The sequence below is a fragment of the Janthinobacterium sp. GW821-FHT03A03 genome, assembly GCF_059421435.1.
In genome coordinates this window covers 38,885-58,360 of record NZ_JBWKUZ010000024.1, presented here as the reverse complement: position 1 = coordinate 58,360, position 19,476 = coordinate 38,885, and the positions used below count along the sequence as shown (strand labels likewise).

The window sequence follows — 19,476 nt, the reverse complement described above, 5'->3', positions numbered from 1 at the left end:
ATTTCTCAACGGCGGCCATGCTTGCCGCATCGGCACCTTGAAATTTCCAAACGACAACGTTGTCTCTTAACACTACAATCGGTGTTCCGCTCACTCGCCGCGCGCCCACCATGAAACACATTCCCCTGCTGCTGTCCTGCCTGCTGCTCAGCGCCTGCGCCACGCGCCCGCCCACCGCCTACACGCTCAATTCGGGCGCCGAACGCACGCCGGAACAGCTGGCGGTGGTGTTCGAACACGCCGACCTGACCCTGCGCATCGACCCGGCCAAACGCAGCATTGCCGGCGACGCCCGCCTGACCTTCCTCGCCACGCGGCCAATCACGCGTTTCGCGCTGGACCTCGACCGCAACCTGCCCGTCGACGCCGTCGAAGTCGACGGCAAGGCGCTGCCGCCGCGGGACTATGCCAACCCGGACGGGCGCCTGAGCATGACCCTGCCGGCCACCATCGCGGCAGGCGCGCGCACCACCATCCGCGTCGTCTACCACGGCGTGCCGCACGTCGCCGTGAAAGCGCCGTGGGATGGCGGCATGGTGTGGTCGAGCACGGCCGATGGCGCGCCGTGGATCGCCAGCGCCGTGCAAGGCGAGGGCTGCGACCTGTTCTGGCCCTGCATCGACCACCCGATGGGCAAGGCGCAGCTGATCGACCAGCACATCCAGGTGCCGGCGCCGCTGGTGGCGGCCGGCAACGGCGTCGCGCTCGGCATGGATGAGGCCGACGGCTGGCGCACCTGGCACTGGCGCGCCAAACATCCGAGCACCTACGGCATTGCCCTCAACGTGGCGCCCTACCGCAGCCTGCAGGGCGACTATGCGAGCCGCTACGGCAACCGCATCCCCCTGCAATTCTGGTATTTGCCGGAAAGCGAAGCCAAGGCGGGCGCCCTGTTCGCGGAATTGCCGCCCATGCTGGACTTTTTTGAAAGCGTCATCGGCCCCTACCCGTTTGGCGATGAAAAAGCCGGCATCGCCGAAACCCCGCACAAGGGCATGGAACACCAGACCATCAATGCCTATGGCAACAAATTCGCCAAGACCAGCTATGGCTACGATGAATTGCTGCAGCATGAGTTTGCCCATGAATGGTTCGGCAACCAGCTCACCAACAGCAACTGGGACGACATGTGGCTGCACGAAGGCTTCGGCACATACATGCAAGCGCTGTACATGCAATATCTGCGGGGCGAGCAGGAATATTTTGCTTCATTGCAGCACATGCGCGCCGGCATCGTCAACAAGGCGCCCATGGTCTCGGGCAAGCCGAAAACCGAGGAGGAAGTCTACGACCTGAAGAAGGGCGGACCGGGCGGCGATATTTATGTGAAAGGGGCGCTGGTGCTGCACACCTTGCGCGGCCTGATCGGCGACGACGCCTTCTTCCGCGCCGTGCGCCTGCTCGTCTACGGCACGGAACAGCCGCGGCCGGGCCAGTTCCAGCCCCGCTACGGCAGCACGAAGGAATTCATGGCCATCGTCAATAAAGTCACGGGCAGCAATTACGACTGGTTTTTCCAGGCTTATCTGTACCAGGCGGCGCTGCCGGAGCTGTCCGCCGTGCGTGACGGCGGCACCTTGCGCCTGCTATGGAAGACGCCGGCTGACATCGCCTTCCCGATGCCGGTGGAAGTGCGTATCGGCAAGGAAATCCATACGGTTTCCATGTCGCTGGGCATAGGCGAACTGCCCCTGCCGGCTGGCGCCACGTACACGCTCGACCCGCGCTCGCGCGTGCTGCGCCGCGCCGAGCATATCGAGGCATTCCAGAAATTCAGGGAAGACCAGGCGAAGGGGAGGAAGGGGTGACGCGGCAGTGAATTCATCAAACCCGGCATTTGCTTTGGGGGTCGAAGCTGGCAGCATCACGGATGCCTGCCACCTATTTCCGGAAACTGCGCACCGCGTCATTGGCATTGTCAGCAATGACTTTTTGCAGCTTAGGCTGCTTCGCGTATTTCACGCGCAAGCGCTTCAATTGACGCTGCGCGGCACCGCACGACTGCTCGATGGCTTGCGTGATCTCGCGCTGGCGCGCCTTGTCATTCTCATCCCACTCGCCGGCGAAGTGCTCGCACATCTGCGCATTTTCGACGAACCGCGCCACATCCTGCGGCATTTTTTCCTGCGCGCCAGCCAGCAGGGGCAGGCAGGCGAACATGACAGCTAGCACCAGTTTCATCCGCTTCTCCTTATTTGCCGATGCAGAAACGGCTGAAAATCACGCCCAGCAGATCGTCAGGCGAGAATTCTCCCGTGATGCTCGACAGCTGCACCTGCGCCAGGCGCAGCTCTTCGGCGAACAGGTCCAGCGACTGGTCGTCCTGCGCCGCATGCTCGGCGGCGATATGCAAGTGCTTGCCGGCCGACTTGAGCGCGATCAAATGGCGTTCGCGCGCCAGGTACAGCGATTCGCCCGTCTGCTGCCAGCCGGCGATGCGCAGCAGCTCGGCACGCAGCAGGTCGATGCCGATGTGCTCATGGGCCGACAGGTACACATGGGTGGCGTCCGGCATGCTGTCCACGCCGGGCTTGTGGCCAGAGAGATCGATCTTGTTCCACACGCGCACCACGGGCACGCCTTCGGGGAAGGCGGCAACGATGGTTTCATCGGCCAGCGTGGGGCCGTGGTCGGCGTCAAGCAGGTGCAGGATGACGTCGGCCTTGCCGATTTCGCCCCAGGTGCGCTCGATGCCGATGCGCTCGACGGCGTCGATGGTGTCGCCCGCGCTGCGGATGCCGGCCGTGTCGATGATGTTGAGCGGAATGCCCTCGATCTGGATGGTTTCGCTGACCTTGTCGCGCGTGGTGCCGGCGATCGGCGTCACAATTGCCACGTCGGCGCCCGCCAGCGCGTTCAGCAAGGACGATTTGCCCACGTTGGGCTGGCCGGCCAGCACGACATTCAAGCCTTCGCGCAGCAGCGCGCCCTGCGCCGCCTGGGCAAACACTTTATTTAACGCTGCGATGACGGCCTTTAACTGGCCGCGCGCATTCGATTTTTCCAGGAAATCGATTTCTTCCTCCGGGAAGTCCAGCGTTGCCTCGACCAGCATCCTCAAACCCGTCACCTGCTCCACCAGCGCGTGGATGGTGTTGGAGAACGCGCCCGACAGCGATTGCGAGGCGGACTTGGCGGCCGCTTCCGTGGAAGCGTCGATCAGGTCGGCCACGGCTTCGGCTTGCGCCAGATCAAGCTTGTCATTCAAAAACGCGCGGCGCGTGAATTCGCCCGGTTCGGCCAGGCGCAGGCCGCTGTCCTTGCCCGCTTCCAGCACGCGCGCCAGCAGCAGCTGCAGCACGATGGGGCCGCCATGGCCCTGCAATTCCAGCACGTCTTCGCCCGTGTAGGAATGCGGACCCTTGAAGTGGATGGCGATGCCCTGGTCGATGATGGCGCCATCGCTTTCCGTGAACGGCAAATAGGTGGCGTGGCGCGGTTTCAGCGTTTGCGCGCCGAACAGGGCCGTCATCAACGGTGCAAGGTTTTTGCCGGAGGCGCGTACCACGCCGATGCCGCCGCGTCCCGGTGCGGTGGCGATGGCGGCGATAGGGGAAGAATCAAGTTTCATGGCGTAATTGTAGTGTATTCGGGGAAGGCTGCAGGGGCCGCGCTATTGTCAGCGACAAAGCGGGCGCACATGAAAAGGGAGGTCTGTGGAAAACCGGCAAAACCCACCTTTTTTGACATCGGACCCACTGGGTCCGATGTCAAAAAAAAGCCCGCGCGAGGCGGGCTTTCTGTTCGCTGGCCGAAATTACTTGGCGGCAGGCGCGTATTTCTTGGTGATCACCCATTGCTGGCCGATCGACAGGACGTTGTTGACGACCCAGTAGAGCACCAGGCCCGACGGGAAGAAGAAGAACATCACCGAGAATGCCAACGGCATGAACAGCATCATCTTCGCCTGCATCGGATCGGCCGGGGCCGGGTTCAGCTTGGTCGTGATATACATCGAGATCGCGTACAGCACGGGCAGGATGCACCATGGGTCATGCTGGGCCAGGTCGGTGATCCAGCCTATCCATGGCGCGCCGCGGATTTCCACGGACGCGTTCAGCACCCAGTACAGGGCGATAAAGACCGGCATCTGGATCAGGATAGGCAGGCAGCCGCCCAGCGGATTGATCTTTTCCGTCTTGTACAGCTCCATCGTGGCCTGGTTCATCTTTTGCGGGTCGCCCTTGTAGCGCTCGCGGATCGCCTGCATCTTCGGCGTGACCAGTTTCATCTTGGCCATGCTGCGGTAGCCGGCGGCCGACAGGGGGAAGAACGCCAGTTTGATCAGGATCGTGAAGGCGATGATGGTCCAGCCCCAGTTGCCCAGCACGCTATGGATGTGTTCCATGACCCAGAAGATCGGCTTGGCGATGATGGTCAGCCAGCCGTAATCCTTGACCAGTTCCAGGCCAGGCGAAACGTTTTCCAACAGGTGCGCGATTTGCGGACCCGAGTACAGCTTGCTGTCCATGCTGGCCGAGGCGCCGGGCGCCAGAGTAGGCAATGGCAGCACGTTGCCGATGGCGTACAGGTTGGTGTCGAGTTTTTTCGTGAAGATGTCGCGCTTGACGTTCTCGGGCGGCACGAAGGCCGACACGAAGAAGTGTTGCGAAATCGCAAACCAGCCGCCGTTCGCCGATTGCGGATGCAGGCCCTTCATGGCGTTGTCGTTGCCCTTCTTCTCATCTTCCACGGCAGCTTTTTCGATCTTCTCGAACGTCATCTTCTGGTACTTGTCCTGTGGCGTGTACAGGGTAGGGCCGGTGAAGCTGCTGTTGAAGAAGGAGTCGCCGACCGGCTTGTTGCCGTCATGCGTCAGTTGCAGGTACAGCTGCGGCGTGACGGGCGCGGCGCCCACGTTGGACACGTCGTGGCGCACGTCAATGACGTAGTCGCCGCGCTTGAACGTGAACGTCTTGGTCAGCTTGACGCCGCCTTCGACCGCTTCCATGACCAGCTGGATCTGCTTGCCGTCCGCCAGGGTGCGTACGCCAGGCTGTACGGTAAAGCCCGAGTTATGCGTGGGGAACGGACCGCCGACCAGGCCCGACTGCGCCAGGTAGGTGTGGTTGGCGCCGACGTCGAACAGCACTTCGTTTTGCTTGCCTGCGTCAGGCTGGCACCATTTGAACAGGCCGAAGCAGCCGCCGAACCAGCCCGGATTGCCCGCGCCCTTGAATTTCAGCAATTCCAGACGCTTGACCTGGCCGCCCAGGGTGTCGATATCGACCTTGATGACGTCGGTGGTGATGGTAATCACTTCGCGCTTGAACGCGGCGGGATCGGTCGCTTCGCCAGGCACGGCGGTCGCGCCGGCAGCAGCCAGGGCGGCCGTCTTGGCCGGGGTGACAGGCGCCTTGGCGGTTTGTTCCGTGTTCGCGGAGAACATCGACGGCTTGCCGTTCGAGATCATCCATTCGTTCCAGAGAATTACCAGCGAGACGGAAAACACGATCCACAGGATGGTACGTTTATTGATATCCATTAGGGTATTTGTCAGGAGTGGTTGCAACCGCAAGCGGTCGTTGAAGATTGTTTGCAATCGGCCGGCGGCACCGGGTCGACGCCCCCTTCATTCCAGGGGTGGCAACGGCACAGGCGCTTGGCAGCCAGCAGGCTGCCCTTGGCAGTACCGTGCACGCGCAGCGCTTCCATCGCGTAATGCGAACAGCTCGGATAGAAACGGCAATTCTGTCCCAGCATGGGGCTGATCAGCAACTGATAAGCGCGCAGCAGGAACAGCAGCAGGGTTTTCATGGCGCGGATGGTGGTGGCGCAGCAACAGAACGGGCCTGGGCGGCGATTTGCGCCGCGAACAGGCGGCCCAATTCCTCACGCAGCTCGGCTTTGAGCCTGGTCGTGGTGGCCGGGCCATCCTTGCTGTTGACGGCGCGCGACAGACGCACCACGCAGTCGACCGGCGGCATCGCGCTGTTGCGAAACAGCTCGCGCGTGACGCGCTTGATCGTGTTGCGGGTCGCCGCGCGCGGCGCGAAACGCTTGGCCACAACGACGCCCAGCCGCGCATGCGGCAATTGATTGTGTCGGGTGTACAGCACAAAATGCGCTGTTTTTTGCGAAGGGCGCAAACGAAAAACGGATGAAAATTCATCCGTTTTAACGATACGCCGAAAGCGCGCGAAGTCGTGTGAACCTTCGCGTTGATTGCCGACTGGAGTACAGCTAGCCACGCGATCAGCTGTCAACGACAAGCCTAGACGGCCAGACGTTTGCGGCCTTTTGCGCGACGTGCGTTGAGCACATCACGGCCACCACGGGTAGCCATACGAGCGCGGAAGCCGTGCGTACGCTTGCGGCGAACGACGGAAGGTTGGTAAGTACGTTTCATGTTGGTCTCGCTAAAAACAAAAAAAATGCAAAATCGGGTCTGACGTCCCGTCAGTTTTTGGTGCCAATGACAATCGCGCACTTATGCCAAGGCACAAGCTGGCCAATCTCATCGCCCGCTGGAACGCGCACCAAATCGACTACGCGGAGCGATTTGCGGCCTCCGGTGCTCACTGTGCCTTCGCACAGTTGCGCGCCTCAGCCACAACTCATCACCGCTCGCTACGATTTGGCACTGCGTCGTTAATCCACGCTTAGTCCATATTGTCGTTCCAAATGAATAAACACGGAATACGGGCGGGGAACCCTGAATTATTCAGCATATGCCCCCCTCTTGTCAAGGATTGCCGTGATCGCCAGGAAATTTGCGCGCCGCTCCCCATCTGCCGCCAAGCCCGCACCAGCACTGCCTGAGACGGGATAACCGGGGGATAAGTCTGCTCTTATGCACACGGCGCCCCACCCTGCCGCAGAAAAATAACAGTCGTGCCTGTGGATAACTTTGTCAGTCGGGAGTAGAATAGCGCGTTACGTGTGGCGAGCCCTCGCGCGACGCCGGCCTTGCAACACGGTGACCGCAGGGCAGAATCGATACGCCCTCCCACACCTTTTCACATAGACATACATGGATAATTTCTGGCAGGCCTGTTCCGCGCAGTTGGAACTGGAGCTGACACCGCAACAATTCAGTGCGTGGATCAAACCGCTTATCCCTCTCGACTACGAGGAGGGCAAGCTGCGCATTGCTGCGCCCAATCGCTTCAAGCTCGACTGGGTCAAGACCCAGTTCGCCAGCCGCATCACGGCGCTGGCCATACAATACTTCGAAGCGCCGACGGAAGTGCAGTTCGTGCTCGACCCGCGCCTGGCCCTGCCGAAGAAGCCCGTTGCCGCCAGCACCCCGGCCAGCGATCCGAATGGCGGCGCCCCCAGCGCGCGCGCCGCGGAGCCGCAGCCGAGCGTGCCGGAACTGAGCATCGGCGCCGCGCCGCGCCGCGAGCAGAGCCGCATCAACACCGACCTGACCTTCGACAGTTTTGTGACCGGCAAGGCCAACCAGCTGGCGCGCGCCGCCGCCATCCAGGTGGCGAACAATCCGGGCGTGTCGTATAACCCGCTGTTCTTCTACGGCGGCGTCGGCCTGGGTAAAACCCACTTGATCCACGCCATCGGCAACCAGGTGATGGCTGACAATCCGGGCGCGAAAATCCGCTACATCCACGCAGAACAGTACGTTCGCGACGTAGTGACCGCTTACCAGCGCAAGGGTTTCGACGATTTCAAGCATTACTATCACTCGCTCGACATGCTGCTGATCGATGATATTCAATTCTTTGGCGGCAAGAGCCGCACGCAGGAAGAGTTTTTCTATGCGTTCGAGGCATTAATTGCCGCAAAGAAACAGATCATCATCACTTCGGATACCTATCCGAAGGAAATCACGGGCATGGACGACCGTTTGATCTCGCGCTTCGACTCGGGCCTGACGGTGGCCATCGAACCGCCGGAACTGGAAATGCGCGTGGCGATTTTGCTGAAGAAAGCCAAGCAGGAAGGCGTGACCTTCTCCGACGACGTGGCTTTCTTTGTCGCCAAGCACTTGCGCTCGAACGTGCGCGAGCTCGAAGGCGCGCTGCGCAAAATTCTGGCGTACTCGCGTTTTCATGGCAAAGATATAACGATTGATATCGTCAAGGAAGCCCTGAAGGACTTGCTGTCGGTGCAGAACCGCCAGATTTCCGTGGAAAACATCCAGAAAACGGTGGCGGACTTCTTCAATATCAAGGTGGCCGACATGTATTCGAAGCGCCGTCCCGCGAATATCGCCCGGCCGCGGCAGATCGCCATGTACCTGGCCAAGGAATTGACGCAGAAGAGCCTGCCGGAAATCGGCGAGCTGTTCGGCGGCCGCGACCACACCACGGTGCTGCATGCCGTGCGCAAGATCGCGCTGGACCGCACCAAGAACCCGGAATGCAACCATGAACTGCATGTGCTGGAGCAAACATTGAAAGGCTAAGAACGCCTGACCAAACCTGCTGCGCGTCGCGATTCGCGGCCTGCGATGCTCACTGTGCCAAAGCACGGCTCCGCGTCTCGGCCACGACTCACTGCCGCTCGCTACGGTTTGCTCAGGCGTTGCAAGCACGACTTGGCAAGGCTGGCTCAAAACGTGCTTTACCCTTATTATCTGGGAGGGCGCCGCAGCCGGTCTGTCGGGGCTCCCCATGGCAAGAATTGTTAAATTAATACGTTAAACGTCGTACTGTTCAACCTATACATTGAGGATAAATATGCAATTGGTCAAAACCACCCGAGATACCCTTCTCCGGCCACTGCAGATCGTGAGCGGTATTGTCGAGCGTCGGCACACTATGCCGATTCTGGCCAATATCCTCATCCGCAAAGACGGTGAAAATGTCTCCTTCCTGTCGACCGACACCGAAGTGCAGATCACCACGCACGCGGAAATCGGTTCCGGCGCGGACGTCACCGGCACCACCGTGGCCGCGCGCAAGCTGCTGGACATCCTGCGCGCGCTGCCCGAATCGGGCGACGTCACGATGACCCTGCTCAACAAGCGCCTGACCGTGCAAACGGGCAAGTCGCGCTTCGCGCTGCAAACCCTGGCGGCGGAAGAGTTTCCTACTGTGCAACAGGCGGAAAGCTACAACGCCTCCGTCACCCTGCCGCAGAAAACGCTGAAGCACCTGTTCAACATGGTGCATTTCTCGATGGCGCAGCAGGACATCCGCTATTACCTGAACGGCTTGCTGCTGGTTCTGGATGGCAATCATGTCATCGCCGTGGCCACCGACGGGCACCGCCTGGCGTTTTGCCAGGTGGCCACCGAGCAGACGTTCGCGCGCCAGGAAGTCATTATTCCGCGCAAGACCATCATCGAACTGCAGCGCCTGCTGGAAGAGAACGACGAGCCGGTGCAGCTGGACATCGCCGCCAACCAGGTGAAACTGACCTTTGCCGACATCGAACTGATCTCGAAGCTGGTGGAAGGCAAGTTCCCCGACTACACGCGCGTGATTCCTAAAGGCTACAAAAACGACTTCACCATCGGCCGCGATGAGCTGCTGCGCTCGCTGCAACGCGCCGCCATCATGACCAGCGACAAGTTCAAGGGCGTGCGCTGCATCATCACCCCGGGCAGCATGAAGATCAGCTCGACCAATGCGGACCAGGAAGAAGCCGTCGAAGAGCTGGAAATCGACTACGGCGGCGACTCCGTCGACATCGGCTTCAACGTGACCTACCTGCTGGACGTGCTGAACAACCTGAAGTGCGAATACGTCAATATCGCGCTGGGCGACTCGAACTCGTCCGCACTCATCTCCATCCCTGACAATGCGGACTTCAAGTACGTTGTCATGCCGATGCGCATTTAAGCGTAACCCAATGCAAAACTGGGGCCAGGCCTACAAGGCCCGGCCCCGCAATCAGCAATCGTTATTTGAGAAAGCAGTCCATGTCCGAGAATCCACAAGACACCCCGATCCAGGCCAAAACGGAAGAATACGGCGCCGCCTCCATCCAGATCCTGGAAGGCCTGGAAGCCGTACGCAAACGCCCGGGCATGTACATTGGCGACACCTCGGACGGCACCGGCTTGCACCATCTGGTATTCGAAGTGCTGGACAACTCCATCGATGAGTCGCTGGCAGGCCATTGCACGGAAATCCACGTCACCATCCACAGCGACAATTCGATCTCGATCACCGACAATGGCCGCGGCGTGCCGACCGGCCTGAAAATGGACGACAAGCATGATCCGAAGCGTTCGGCGGCGGAAATCGTCATGACCGAGCTGCACGCGGGCGGCAAGTTCGACCAGAACTCGTATAAAGTATCGGGCGGTTTGCACGGCGTGGGTGTGTCCTGCGTCAATGGTTTGTCGAAATTGCTGAAACTGACCATCCGCCGCGACGGCAAGGTCCATTACATGGAATTCGTGCGCGGCGTGCCGCAAGACCGCCAGATCGTCATGGCCGGCGACGTCGCGACGTCGCCGATCAAGGTCATCGGCGAGACGGACAAGCGCGGCACGGAAGTGCACTTCTGGGCCGACGAAGAGATTTTCACGCACGTGGAATTCCACTACGAAATCCTGGCCAAGCGCATCCGTGAACTGTCCTTCCTGAACAACGGCGTCAACATCAAGCTGTCGGACCAGCGCACGGGCAAGGAAGAAGTCTTCGCCTTCGAAGGCGGCACGCGCGGCTTCGTCGAATACATCAACAAGGCCAAGTCGGTCTTGCACCCGACCATTTTCCAGGCCACGGGCGAGCGCCTGTCGGACCAGGGCACCAACATCACGGTCGACGTGTCGATGCAGTGGAACGATGCCTACAATGAACAGGTGCTGTGCTTTACGAATAACATCCCGCAACGCGACGGCGGCACCCACCTGACGGGCTTGCGCGCGGCCATGACGCGCGTGATCAACAAGTACATCGACGAGCAGGAATTCGCCAAGAAGGCGAAAGTGGAAATCAACGGCGACGACATGCGCGAAGGCCTGACCTGCGTGCTGTCGGTGAAAGTGCCGGAACCGAAATTCTCGTCGCAGACGAAGGACAAGCTGGTGTCGTCGGAAGTGCGCGGCCCCGTCGAGGAAATCGTCGCCAAGACCCTGGCCGATTACCTGCAGGAAAAACCAAACGACGCCAAGATCATTTGCGGCAAGATCGTCGAAGCGGCGCGCGCCCGCGAAGCGGCCCGCAAGGCCCGCGACCTGACGCGCCGCAAAGGCATCATGGACGGCCTGGGCCTGTCGGCCAAGCTGGCCGACTGCCAGGAAAAAGACCCCGCCCTGTGCGAACTGTACATCGTCGAGGGTGACTCGGCAGGCGGCTCGGCAAAACAGGGGCGCGACCGCAAGTTCCAGGCCATTTTGCCGCTGCGCGGTAAAGTCCTGAACGTGGAAAAAGCCCGTTTCGAGAAAATGCTGTCGTCCGAGCAGATCACCACCCTGATCGCCACCCTGGGCACCTCGATCGGACCGGACGAATTCAACGTCGAGAAACTGCGCTACCACCGCATCATCATCATGACCGATGCGGACGTCGACGGCGCCCACATCCGCACCCTGCTGCTGACCCTGTTCTACCGCCAGATGCCGCAGCTGGTCGAGCGCGGCCACATCTACATCGCGCAACCGCCGCTGTACAAGGTCAAAGCGGGCCGCGACGAGCGCTATCTGAAAGATGACGCCGAAGAAGCGAGCTACATGATGACGGTGGCGCTGAACACGGCCGTGCTGGTGCCGCGCGAAGGCGCGGAAGGCATTTCCGGCGAGACCCTGGCCGAGCTGGTGCGCAAGTTCAACCTGTCGAACACCATCATGACGCGTTTGACCCGCGTCATCGACCGCGCCGCCCTGACGGCCATCATGACGGGCACGCAGCTGGACCTGTCGACCCTGGAACAGGCGGAAAAATCCGCGCTGGCCCTGCAGACGGCCATCAACGATACCGCCGTGCAAGTACACGTGCGCTCCGATGACTTGTCGGAAAAACACATGCTGCGCATCGAGCGCATGCACCACGGCAACGTCAAGGTCAGCGCCATCGACGCCGACTTCGTGCAAGGTCCGGACTACGCCGTGCTGAGCAACGGCGCCGCCACCTTCGAAGGCTTGATCGGCGAAGGCGCGTTCGTGCGCCGCGGCGAAGGCGAGCGCGTCAAGGAAATCGCCGTCGTCGACTTCCACCAGGCCATGCAATGGCTGCGCGACGAAGCCGAACGCACCGTCTCGAAACAGCGCTACAAAGGTCTGGGCGAAATGAACCCGGATCAATTGTGGGAAACGACGATGGACCCGACCGTGCGCCGCCTGTTGAAAGTGCAGATCGAAGACGCCATTGCGGCGGACCAGATCTTCACGACCTTGATGGGCGACGACGTGGAACCACGCCGCGCCTTCATCGAAAACAATGCGCTGCGCGCGGGGAATATTGACGTGTAAGCCAGCTGTTCCGGTTTGCGTTACAGCCAAGGCGGCCCTTCCGGGGGCCGCTTTTTTATGTCCGCAAAAATCTCAGCCTGCATTGACATGCTTGCCAAAAGCAATCAATAATCTGCCATAAGCAAGTAAATGAAGGCTGCACATGCATACGGATCAACTCAGCGAACGCACGGAGATCGTGCGCCGGTTTAACCGTTTCTATACGCGCCAGATTGGCGTGCTGCATGAACACCTGCTGGACAGCGCGTTTTCGCTGACGGAGGTGCGCATCCTGTACGAATTGGCGCATCGGGAGCAATTGACCAGTGCGGACCTGTGCCGCGAACTGGGCTTGAACGCGGGCTACCTGAGCCGTGTCATTGCCGGGTTCGAAAAGCAGGGGCTGATCGCCAAGACGCGTTCGCCCACGGATGCGCGCGCCACGCAATTGCAGCTGACCGAACAGGGACAGCGCACCCTCGCACCCTTGGTCGAGGCGTCGCGGCGCGACGTGGCGGCCATGCTGGAACGCTTGCCGCCGACGGCGCAGCAGGATCTGGTCGCGGCCATGGAGCAAATCCAGGGATTGCTGGGGGAGCCATCGCCCAGCTCATCGCCCAGCTATATCCTGCGCAATCCGCAGCCGGGCGACATGGGCTGGATCATCCACCGGCAAGCCGTGCTGTATGCGCAGGAATATGGCTGGAACAGCGAGTACGAGGCGCTCGTTGCCGAGATTCTTGCCAAGTTCGTGCGCGAATTCAACCCGGCCCGCGAGCGCTGCTGGATCGCCGAGAAGGACGGCAAGGTAATCGGTTCCGTCTTCATCGTCCGCCAGGACGACACGACGGCCAAGCTGCGCCTGCTGTATGTCGATCCCTGTGCGCGCGGCCTGGGCATCGGCAGCCGCCTGGTCGATGAATGCCTGCGCTTCAGCCGCCAGGTCGGCTATACGAAAATGGTGTTGTGGACCAACAGCATCCTCACCGATGCCCGGCGCATCTACGACAAGGCAGGCTTCCATCTGGTCGAGGAAGAGGCGCATCACAGCTTTGGCAAGGACTTGCTCGGCCAGGTGCTGGCGCGCGACCTGTGCCGCCCCGTGCCGCCGCATGTCACTGTGGCGGCGACAGGACAGTAGCCGCCGTTTTCCTGGCCCATCTCCCCACTGTCCCCAAGAAACCAGTACACTAGTTCCTGAGCGCAACTAATTTTGTACGCGCGCCATGCCGCCTGCCGTTGCCGGGAGGCGTCCCTGCCGCAAGGCCTGTTGTCCGCCTGGACGAATGCAATGTTCACTTCGCGCAGCCTGTCGCCTGCCTTCTATTACCTGTTCTTTTCAGGAGAACGGGAGCAGCAGCAGCGCTTTTTCAAGGAACTGCGTTTCATTTCGATAGCCATCCTGACGTTTGGCCTGGCTTGCTGGCTGGTCACGTTCAGCCTGACCTTGCCGCGCGCCTCGCTCGATCATGCGCAGGCGGCGCTGGGCGTGGCGGGCATGCTGGCCGGGCTGCTGCTGACCGTGTATGCGAGGTCGCTGCAGGCGATTATCGCCAGCGGCACGATCAGCGTGCTGTTCATCGCTTTCAGCTTTCGCGTGCTGATGCTGGGCACGGAAGATCCCGCTTTCTGGGTGTTGCCGCTGGGCGTGATGATCACGCTGACGACGGCGCCCATCTTCAGCGGCATCGCGTATTACCTGGGCGTGTCGCTGTGCGTGTGGGCCATCCTGGGGCTGGGGCAGTTTCCCGTGCATGCGGGCCAGGCCGACCAGCATTGGCCCGTGCTGGCCGTCATCATCAGCGTGATCATCGGCCTGGCGCTGAACATCTATTTTCTCGTCTTGCGCATTCACAACTACCGCGCCCAGCGCGAGCTGGCGACGATGGCCTACAAGGATGGCTTGACCGGGCTCAACAATCGCCGCATGTTCACGCAAGGCGCGCGCGCTGCAGCGCACGGCGCGCACGCCCGCCTATTTCCTGATGATCGACATCGACGACTTCAAGCAGATCAACGACGTGCATGGCCATGACGTGGGCGATGAAGTGCTGAAAAAGACGGCCGAAGTGATCGCCGGGCTGTCGGGCGAGCACCTGTGCGGCAGGCTGGGCGGCGAGGAATTTGCCGTCATCTACGTGGGCGAAAAGAACGCGGCCTGCGCCTTTGCCGCGCAGCTGGTCGATGCCGTCGAGGCGGCGTTCGTGCCGGAACGCAAGGTGTCCGTCAGCATCGGCGTCGCGGAACTGATCAAGGAAGCGGACCTGTCGCACAGCTACCGGCGCGCCGATGAATCCTTGTACCAGGCCAAGAAAAGCGGCAAGAACCGCTACTTGCTCAACGCCGCCTGAACGCCGCCGTCCGGGTGGGCATCGAGCAGCGCCAGCAAGGCTTGCGGCGCAATCTTCCACGGCTCGCGCTGCTCGGGGTCCACCTCACTCCAGCTGTCCTGCGCGCCGATCTTGAGAATGGTCAAGGGAATGTCCTTGCTCTCAAAGAAGGCCAGCATGCGGCGGATCAAACGGCTCACCTTGGCGTGGTCTTCCTGGTACAAAGAACAGGTATAGAAGCAGCCCTTCTCTCCCATGCGCAATTTCCTGGCCGCGCCGTCACGCGACTGGAGCACGTACTTGTGCAGGAACTCGGTCACGACCTCATCGTCAACAGGAATACGGCAGGAAATGGTGATCTTGGCCATGGCAAGGGGGACAGTGATTCAATAGACTAGCTTAGCAGAAAGCGTTTCATTCCTGAAATGTTAAGATCGCCCCGCGCGCATGCCGGCGCCCGGACCGGCATGGCGTCTCGACCAGGATTGCCATTGAACCTACGCCTCATCTATCCCCTGCTGTCGCTGTGCGCGGCCCTGGGCACGTCACCGTTTGCGCTGGCGCAAACGCCAGCGACTGAAGACGCCGCCTTCGTGGCCGCCACCGTGCCCGTCAGCGTGCCGTCGCCGCCGCTCAGCCTGAACGAGCATCCGCAAATCCGCGCCAGCGTTTTCAAGCTGCTCGGCTATGCGCGTGGCGACTATACGCAGGGCGATACCCTGATTGCGCTGCAGGTACTCGACAGCATGCGTTCGCTGGAACACATCCAGCGCACCATGCTGCCCGACGGGCGTTCCGTGCTGGCGTCCATCAACCCCGGCACGCACGGCGCGCAGCGCGCCGCCATGCTGTTCGATCCGCAACGCAAGCTGTTGGCGCTGGCCCTCGTCAACGGCCATTGCCAACACGACATTGGCGACGCCGTGCCCGCCTGCCTGCCGTCCACGCACGCCGTGCTGACGGTGTTTTTACCGCCGGACGCGGACGACGAGATGGCCGCGCCGCTGCTCGTGTGGGCGCGGCAGCTGCCGCCCATGCTGGCGCAGGCGGCGCCGGTACAACGGCAAAGCATTGCTGCGGTGGAATACATCACCACGCGCCCCGGCCAGCCCGGCTGGGAGCCGCGCGACGTGCCGCCCGGCTTTCCTGCCAGTCTGATGCATTTGCTGCTGCCGGCCGCCGAGTTGACGGGCAGCGCCAGCGGCGGCAGGGTCATCGCAGCGGCCGGCCCGGCCGGCACGCCCGCGGAAGCGGCCGAGGCCGGCGACGCGCCCCTGCCCGACACCAGCATCACCCTGCGCAGCTATGCCGATTTCCACTGGGTGCTCAATACCTATGCCAGGCTGGCCAAGGGCGCGCAAGTGAAGGGACATGACGACAAGGTCGTCTTCACCGGCAACGACGCGAGCGGCCGCTACACGGTGACCCTGCGCGAGCCGGGCACGAAAGATAGCGTACTCATCACCGTAGCCAGCTGGCGCACAAAATAAGGAAGGCGAACAGGGAAAGCATTGCCATTACGCATAAGAACATGGCATTTTGGCATTTTGCGGTATGATTTCCGGCCGTGCGGCGTGGCCTCATCCCTGCCTCGCCCACCCAGCCCTTCAAGCCAGCCACGCTTGCGTAGCATCCTGTCCTAAGGAGTCATATGTTCGGTTTTAACCTGCGCGTCGCCAAGATGGTGTGGACGGCTTTTCTCGTCGCTTTTTTGTTATTTCTCACCTACAAGGTCTCGTCGACCCTGATCGTCGTGGTGTTTGCCGTGTTCTTCAGCTACCTCGTGTATCCGCTGATCGGGTTGCTGGAACGCCATGGCCCGAAGCGCTTGCCGCGCACGGCCAATATCGGCATCGTCTTCCTCGTGGTGATCTTGCTGGTGGCGGTGCTGGGCTCCATCTTCGGGGCGCGCATCGAGGAAGAGGCGATCAAGCTCAGTGATCAGTTGCCGACCCTGCTCAAGGGCAATAACTTTGCCGAACGCATCCCTTTGCCGGAATTCATGGAACCGTTGCGCGCGCGCCTGCTGTCCTTCATGCAGACGCAACTGAGCAGCGGTACGGGACAAGCCATGCCGCTGGCGAAGGAACTGGGCTTGACCGTCATGCATGCGGCCAGCAACCTGATCTATCTGGTGCTGGTGCCCGTGCTGAGCTTTTTGCTGATCAAGGAAGGCCCGGACATGCGCGACGGCTTGCTGTCCCTGCTGAACCGCCCGAACAAGAAACTCTGGGGCGCCATCATCGATGACCTCGACATCCTGCTGTCGCGCTATGTGCGCGCCCTGCTGCTGTTGTCGATCGCCACGTTTGTCTCCTACAGCATCGCGTTTTCCCTGATGGGCGTACCGTACAGCCTGCTGCTGGCCGGTGCCGCCGCCTTGCTGGAATTCATCCCGTTTGCCGGCCCGCTGGCGGCCGCCGTCATCGCCGTGGTCGTGGCCGGTTTCAGCGGCTTCGAGCACGTATTCTGGCTGATCGGCTTTATCGCCGCCTACCGTCTGTTCCAGGATTACGTGGTCAACCCATATCTGATGAGCGAAGGCGTGGAAGTGAGCCCGCTGATGGTGATCGTCGGCTTGCTGGCAGGGGATCAGCTCGGGGGCGTGGTGGGCATCTTCCTGTCCGTGCCCGTGATGGCGGCCATCAAGATCGTCTTCGTCCGTGCCCGGGCGGCCTTGCAGGCGCGCCACGATGCACTGGAGAAAGCCGAACAGGCGGCGGAAGAAGCGCGCGCCCAGGCCCTGGCCGAGGCGGCGCGATTGCAGGAACAGGGCAGCAAGGTGGCCCTGGAACCTCGCTAGCTTAGAACTCTTCCCATTCGCCGCTGTTGTCCGCGGCGGGCTTGGCAGCACGCGGCTGGGCCGGAGCGCCTGCCGAGGCGCTGCGGCCAGGCGCCAGGCGCAGGGCCGGGCGTTTCAAGGCCGTGCCGGCGGCAGCCACGACAGGCTTGCGCAAGGCGGGCTTGGCCGCTGCCGGGCCGCTGTGGGCGGCGTCGAGCTTGAAGATGCTGACCATCTCGGCCAGCGCCGCCGCCTGTTCCTGCATCGATTCCGACGCGGCCGCCGCTTCTTCCACCAGCGCCGCATTTTGTTGCGTCACGGTATCCATTTCCGCCACGGCCTGGTTGATCTGGCCGATGCCCAATTCCTGCTCGCGGCCGGCGGCGCTGATTTCACCCATGATGTCCGTCACGCGGCGGATGCTGGAAACGATCTCATCCATCGTCGTGCCCGTCTGGCTGACCAGCGCGCTGCCGGCGCCCACGTTCTGCACCGATGCTTCGATCAGCATCTTGATGTCCTTGGCGGCGGAAGCCGAGCGGTGCGCCAGGTTGCGCACTTCCGTGGCGACGACGGCAAAGCCGCGTCCCTGCTCGCCCGCGCGGGCCGCTTCCACGGCCGCATTCAGGGCCAAAATATTCGTCTGGAAGGCGATGCCGTCGATCACGCCGATGATGTCGGCAATCTTTTTCGACGATTCGCTGATGGTGCCCATGGTATCGACCACTTGCGCCACCAGCGCGCCGCCTTTCACCGCCACGTCCGAGGCGGAGACGGCCAGCTGGTTGGCCTGGCGCGCATTGTCGGAGTTCTGCTTGACGGTCGAGGTCAGCTCTTCCAGCGACGAGGCCGTTTCTTCCAGGCTCGACGCCTGCTGCTCCGTGCGGCTCGACAGATCCAGGTTGCCCGACGCGATTTCATTGCTGGCCGTGGCGATGGCGCCGCTGCCGTCGCGCACGCCGCGCACGGTGGTCGACAGGCGCTCCTGCATCTGTTTCAGGCCGCCCAGCAGGGCGCCCATTTCGTCGTTGCGCGTGATGACGATGTCGTTGGCCAGGTTGCCGTCGGAAATGGCGCCAAAATGGCGCAAGGCCTGGTCCAGCGGGCCGAAGATGGCGCGCAGCAGCAGGAAGCTGGAAATAATCGTCAGCAAGGCGCCCACCACCATGCCGGCGATGGCCATGGCCACCTGGCTGTGGTAGCTGGACTGGCTGTCCGCATACATCCTGGCGGCCGAGGTAACCTGGTATTGCGTCAAGGTTTCAGCGGCCTGGTCCAGGGTGCGGTACAGCGGTGACAGACCCGTCATCATCAGCTTGTCCGCCTGCTCGATATTGTTTTCGCGCAAAGCCTTGCCCATGGCCAGCACGCCATTATTGATATAGTCGCTGCGCTTCTTGTCCATGTCGTCGGACAGGCGCTTTTCGTCCGTGCTTTGCGGCAAGGCCAGGTACACCTTCCAGGACTTGTTCGACGCTTCCAGGAATTGTTCCGAGCGCGCCAGGGTATCCTTGGCATCAGGCGCATCGGGGTGCACCATCACGCGATCCATCGTAAACCGGGCGCGGCCCAGGGCGATTTGCGATTCGCCGATGGCCTGCGTCGACGCCAGCTGATTGCTGTAGACCTCGTTGAGGCTGTTGTTGGCCGATTTCAGGCTGATGATACTCATCACGCCCAGCAAGGCGATCAGCACGCCCAGCACGCTCATGGTAGCGATCAGGCGCATTTTTATTGTTATATTCGACAGCATGCAGTTTTCCTTGGTAAGGGCGCGACCGTGCCACCGCCTGCCAAGTAGGGTAGCGGCAAACGCCAGACGGGCGGGTCACGTGAATTGTTCAGGACAGGTCGATACGGCGTGTGCGGCGGCAGGGGGGAAGGCGGCCCGCGCATATCGTCAGGAGTGCAAGACAGGGCAACGAGGTCGAGGTTTCCTGTACTTTTAATTTCCTGACTGCAAGATACAGGGAAAGATTACTAGTAGCAATATCCGTCTGGAATTTTCACGCTTTGTAACAAGCGGATGATGTTTTTTGCGCAGAACTGGCACTCCG

17 protein-coding genes are annotated in these 19,476 nt (G+C 61.5%); 9 read left to right on the top strand and 8 right to left on the bottom strand.

Going from position 1 to position 19,476, the window contains the following annotated elements; all coding sequences use genetic code 11:
• Nucleotides 1–110 precede the first annotated feature (110 nt).
• A complete protein-coding gene (locus tag AC07VI_RS26380) occupies nucleotides 111–1,808 on the top strand; it encodes a M1 family metallopeptidase (protein ID WP_099420310.1) in 1,698 nt (565 codons plus the stop codon).
• 73 nt (nucleotides 1,809–1,881) lie between these two features.
• Here AC07VI_RS26380 and AC07VI_RS26375 read toward each other — a convergent pair whose 3' ends face one another.
• The 6 genes from AC07VI_RS26375 to rpmH form a co-directional block, all read right to left on the bottom strand.
• Nucleotides 1,882–2,181, bottom strand: coding sequence for a hypothetical protein (locus AC07VI_RS26375; RefSeq protein WP_139842587.1), 300 nt, complete (start codon nucleotides 2,179–2,181; stop codon nucleotides 1,882–1,884).
• A gap of 10 nt (nucleotides 2,182–2,191) precedes the next feature.
• Nucleotides 2,192–3,571: a tRNA uridine-5-carboxymethylaminomethyl(34) synthesis GTPase MnmE gene (gene mnmE, locus AC07VI_RS26370; protein ID WP_086147321.1), complete on the bottom strand. Its 1,380-nt coding sequence runs from the start codon at nucleotides 3,569–3,571 to the stop codon at nucleotides 2,192–2,194.
• 186 nt (nucleotides 3,572–3,757) lie between these two features.
• Nucleotides 3,758–5,485 (bottom strand): membrane protein insertase YidC, encoded by a 1,728-nt coding sequence (gene yidC / locus AC07VI_RS26365; protein ID WP_086147320.1) that lies wholly within the window; start codon nucleotides 5,483–5,485, stop codon nucleotides 3,758–3,760.
• An 11-nt stretch (nucleotides 5,486–5,496) separates the two neighbouring features.
• Nucleotides 5,497–5,757 carry a membrane protein insertion efficiency factor YidD gene (yidD, locus tag AC07VI_RS26360; RefSeq protein WP_010401993.1) on the bottom strand — a complete coding sequence of 87 codons (261 nt, stop codon included), beginning with the start codon at nucleotides 5,755–5,757 and terminating at the stop codon, nucleotides 5,497–5,499.
• Nucleotides 5,754–6,206, bottom strand: a complete 453-nt coding sequence (gene rnpA / locus AC07VI_RS26355; RefSeq protein ID WP_226936366.1) for a ribonuclease P protein component — start codon at nucleotides 6,204–6,206, stop codon at nucleotides 5,754–5,756. The genes yidD and rnpA overlap by 4 nt, the downstream gene beginning before the upstream one ends.
• An 8-nt stretch (nucleotides 6,207–6,214) precedes the next feature.
• A complete protein-coding gene (gene rpmH, locus AC07VI_RS26350; protein WP_010401996.1) occupies nucleotides 6,215–6,349 on the bottom strand; it encodes a 50S ribosomal protein L34 in 135 nt (44 codons plus the stop codon).
• Nucleotides 6,350–6,973: 624 nt separating this feature from the next.
• On the opposite strand from rpmH, the gene dnaA reads away from it, so the two are divergent.
• The 6 genes from dnaA (at nucleotide 6,974) to AC07VI_RS26320 (ending at nucleotide 14,658) form a co-directional block, all read left to right on the top strand.
• Entirely contained in the window at nucleotides 6,974–8,368 is a 1,395-nt protein-coding gene (gene dnaA / locus AC07VI_RS26345; protein ID WP_034754339.1) for a chromosomal replication initiator protein DnaA, read from the top strand.
• A 274-nt stretch (nucleotides 8,369–8,642) separates the two neighbouring features.
• Nucleotides 8,643–9,749, top strand: coding sequence for a DNA polymerase III subunit beta (gene dnaN / locus AC07VI_RS26340; RefSeq protein WP_086147318.1), 1,107 nt, complete (start codon nucleotides 8,643–8,645; stop codon nucleotides 9,747–9,749).
• 80 nt (nucleotides 9,750–9,829) lie between these two features.
• Entirely contained in the window at nucleotides 9,830–12,328 is a 2,499-nt protein-coding gene (gyrB, locus tag AC07VI_RS26335; protein WP_099375508.1) for a DNA topoisomerase (ATP-hydrolyzing) subunit B, read from the top strand.
• 142 nt (nucleotides 12,329–12,470) lie between these two features.
• On the top strand, nucleotides 12,471–13,448 hold the full coding sequence (locus AC07VI_RS26330) for a bifunctional helix-turn-helix transcriptional regulator/GNAT family N-acetyltransferase (RefSeq protein WP_099420312.1): 978 nt from the start codon (nucleotides 12,471–12,473) through the stop codon (nucleotides 13,446–13,448).
• A gap of 150 nt (nucleotides 13,449–13,598) precedes the next feature.
• Complete coding sequence (locus AC07VI_RS26325) at nucleotides 13,599–14,342, top strand: hypothetical protein (protein ID WP_492991791.1); 744 nt, start codon at nucleotides 13,599–13,601, stop codon at nucleotides 14,340–14,342.
• Complete coding sequence (locus AC07VI_RS26320) at nucleotides 14,293–14,658, top strand: GGDEF domain-containing protein (protein ID WP_492991793.1); 366 nt, start codon at nucleotides 14,293–14,295, stop codon at nucleotides 14,656–14,658. Before AC07VI_RS26325 ends, AC07VI_RS26320 begins: the two co-directional genes overlap by 50 nt.
• Here the strand turns inward: AC07VI_RS26320 and AC07VI_RS26315 are convergent.
• A complete protein-coding gene (locus tag AC07VI_RS26315; RefSeq protein ID WP_492991795.1) occupies nucleotides 14,637–15,005 on the bottom strand; it encodes a hypothetical protein in 369 nt (122 codons plus the stop codon). The genes AC07VI_RS26320 and AC07VI_RS26315 overlap by 22 nt on opposite strands.
• Nucleotides 15,006–15,128: 123 nt before the next feature.
• Here AC07VI_RS26315 and AC07VI_RS26310 point away from each other — a divergent pair, with 123 nt between their 5' ends.
• Both AC07VI_RS26310 and AC07VI_RS26305 read left to right on the top strand, forming a co-directional pair.
• Nucleotides 15,129–16,127, top strand: coding sequence for a hypothetical protein (locus AC07VI_RS26310; protein ID WP_099375504.1), 999 nt, complete (start codon nucleotides 15,129–15,131; stop codon nucleotides 16,125–16,127).
• 161 nt (nucleotides 16,128–16,288) lie between these two features.
• On the top strand, nucleotides 16,289–17,440 hold the full coding sequence (locus AC07VI_RS26305) for an AI-2E family transporter (protein ID WP_086147312.1): 1,152 nt from the start codon (nucleotides 16,289–16,291) through the stop codon (nucleotides 17,438–17,440).
• A 1-nt stretch (nucleotide 17,441) separates the two neighbouring features.
• Here the strand turns inward: AC07VI_RS26305 and AC07VI_RS26300 are convergent, their stop codons facing one another.
• Nucleotides 17,442–19,172, bottom strand: a complete 1,731-nt coding sequence (locus AC07VI_RS26300) for a methyl-accepting chemotaxis protein (protein ID WP_086147311.1) — start codon at nucleotides 19,170–19,172, stop codon at nucleotides 17,442–17,444.
• Nucleotides 19,173–19,476 lie beyond the last annotated feature (304 nt).

Bases quoted from the DNA above. Each gene is read 5' to 3' on its own strand.
- AC07VI_RS26305 (WP_086147312.1), top strand. From the start codon at position 16,289: ATGTTCGGTTTTAACCTGCGCGTCGCCAAGATGGTGTGGACGGCTTTT.
- AC07VI_RS26330 (WP_099420312.1), top strand. From the start codon at position 12,471: ATGCATACGGATCAACTCAGCGAACGCACGGAGATCGTGCGCCGGTTT.
- AC07VI_RS26325 (WP_492991791.1), top strand. From the start codon at position 13,599: ATGTTCACTTCGCGCAGCCTGTCGCCTGCCTTCTATTACCTGTTCTTT.
- rpmH (WP_010401996.1), bottom strand. From the start codon at position 6,349: ATGAAACGTACTTACCAACCTTCCGTCGTTCGCCGCAAGCGTACGCAC.
- yidC (WP_086147320.1), bottom strand. From the start codon at position 5,485: ATGGATATCAATAAACGTACCATCCTGTGGATCGTGTTTTCCGTCTCG.
- dnaN (WP_086147318.1), top strand. From the start codon at position 8,643: ATGCAATTGGTCAAAACCACCCGAGATACCCTTCTCCGGCCACTGCAG.
- AC07VI_RS26380 (WP_099420310.1), top strand. From the start codon at position 111: ATGAAACACATTCCCCTGCTGCTGTCCTGCCTGCTGCTCAGCGCCTGC.
- AC07VI_RS26320 (WP_492991793.1), top strand. From the start codon at position 14,293: ATGATCGACATCGACGACTTCAAGCAGATCAACGACGTGCATGGCCAT.
- AC07VI_RS26375 (WP_139842587.1), bottom strand. From the start codon at position 2,181: ATGAAACTGGTGCTAGCTGTCATGTTCGCCTGCCTGCCCCTGCTGGCT.
- gyrB (WP_099375508.1), top strand. From the start codon at position 9,830: ATGTCCGAGAATCCACAAGACACCCCGATCCAGGCCAAAACGGAAGAA.
- mnmE (WP_086147321.1), bottom strand. From the start codon at position 3,571: ATGAAACTTGATTCTTCCCCTATCGCCGCCATCGCCACCGCACCGGGA.
- dnaA (WP_034754339.1), top strand. From the start codon at position 6,974: ATGGATAATTTCTGGCAGGCCTGTTCCGCGCAGTTGGAACTGGAGCTG.
- AC07VI_RS26300 (WP_086147311.1), bottom strand. From the start codon at position 19,172: ATGCTGTCGAATATAACAATAAAAATGCGCCTGATCGCTACCATGAGC.
- AC07VI_RS26315 (WP_492991795.1), bottom strand. From the start codon at position 15,005: ATGGCCAAGATCACCATTTCCTGCCGTATTCCTGTTGACGATGAGGTC.
- yidD (WP_010401993.1), bottom strand. From the start codon at position 5,757: ATGAAAACCCTGCTGCTGTTCCTGCTGCGCGCTTATCAGTTGCTGATC.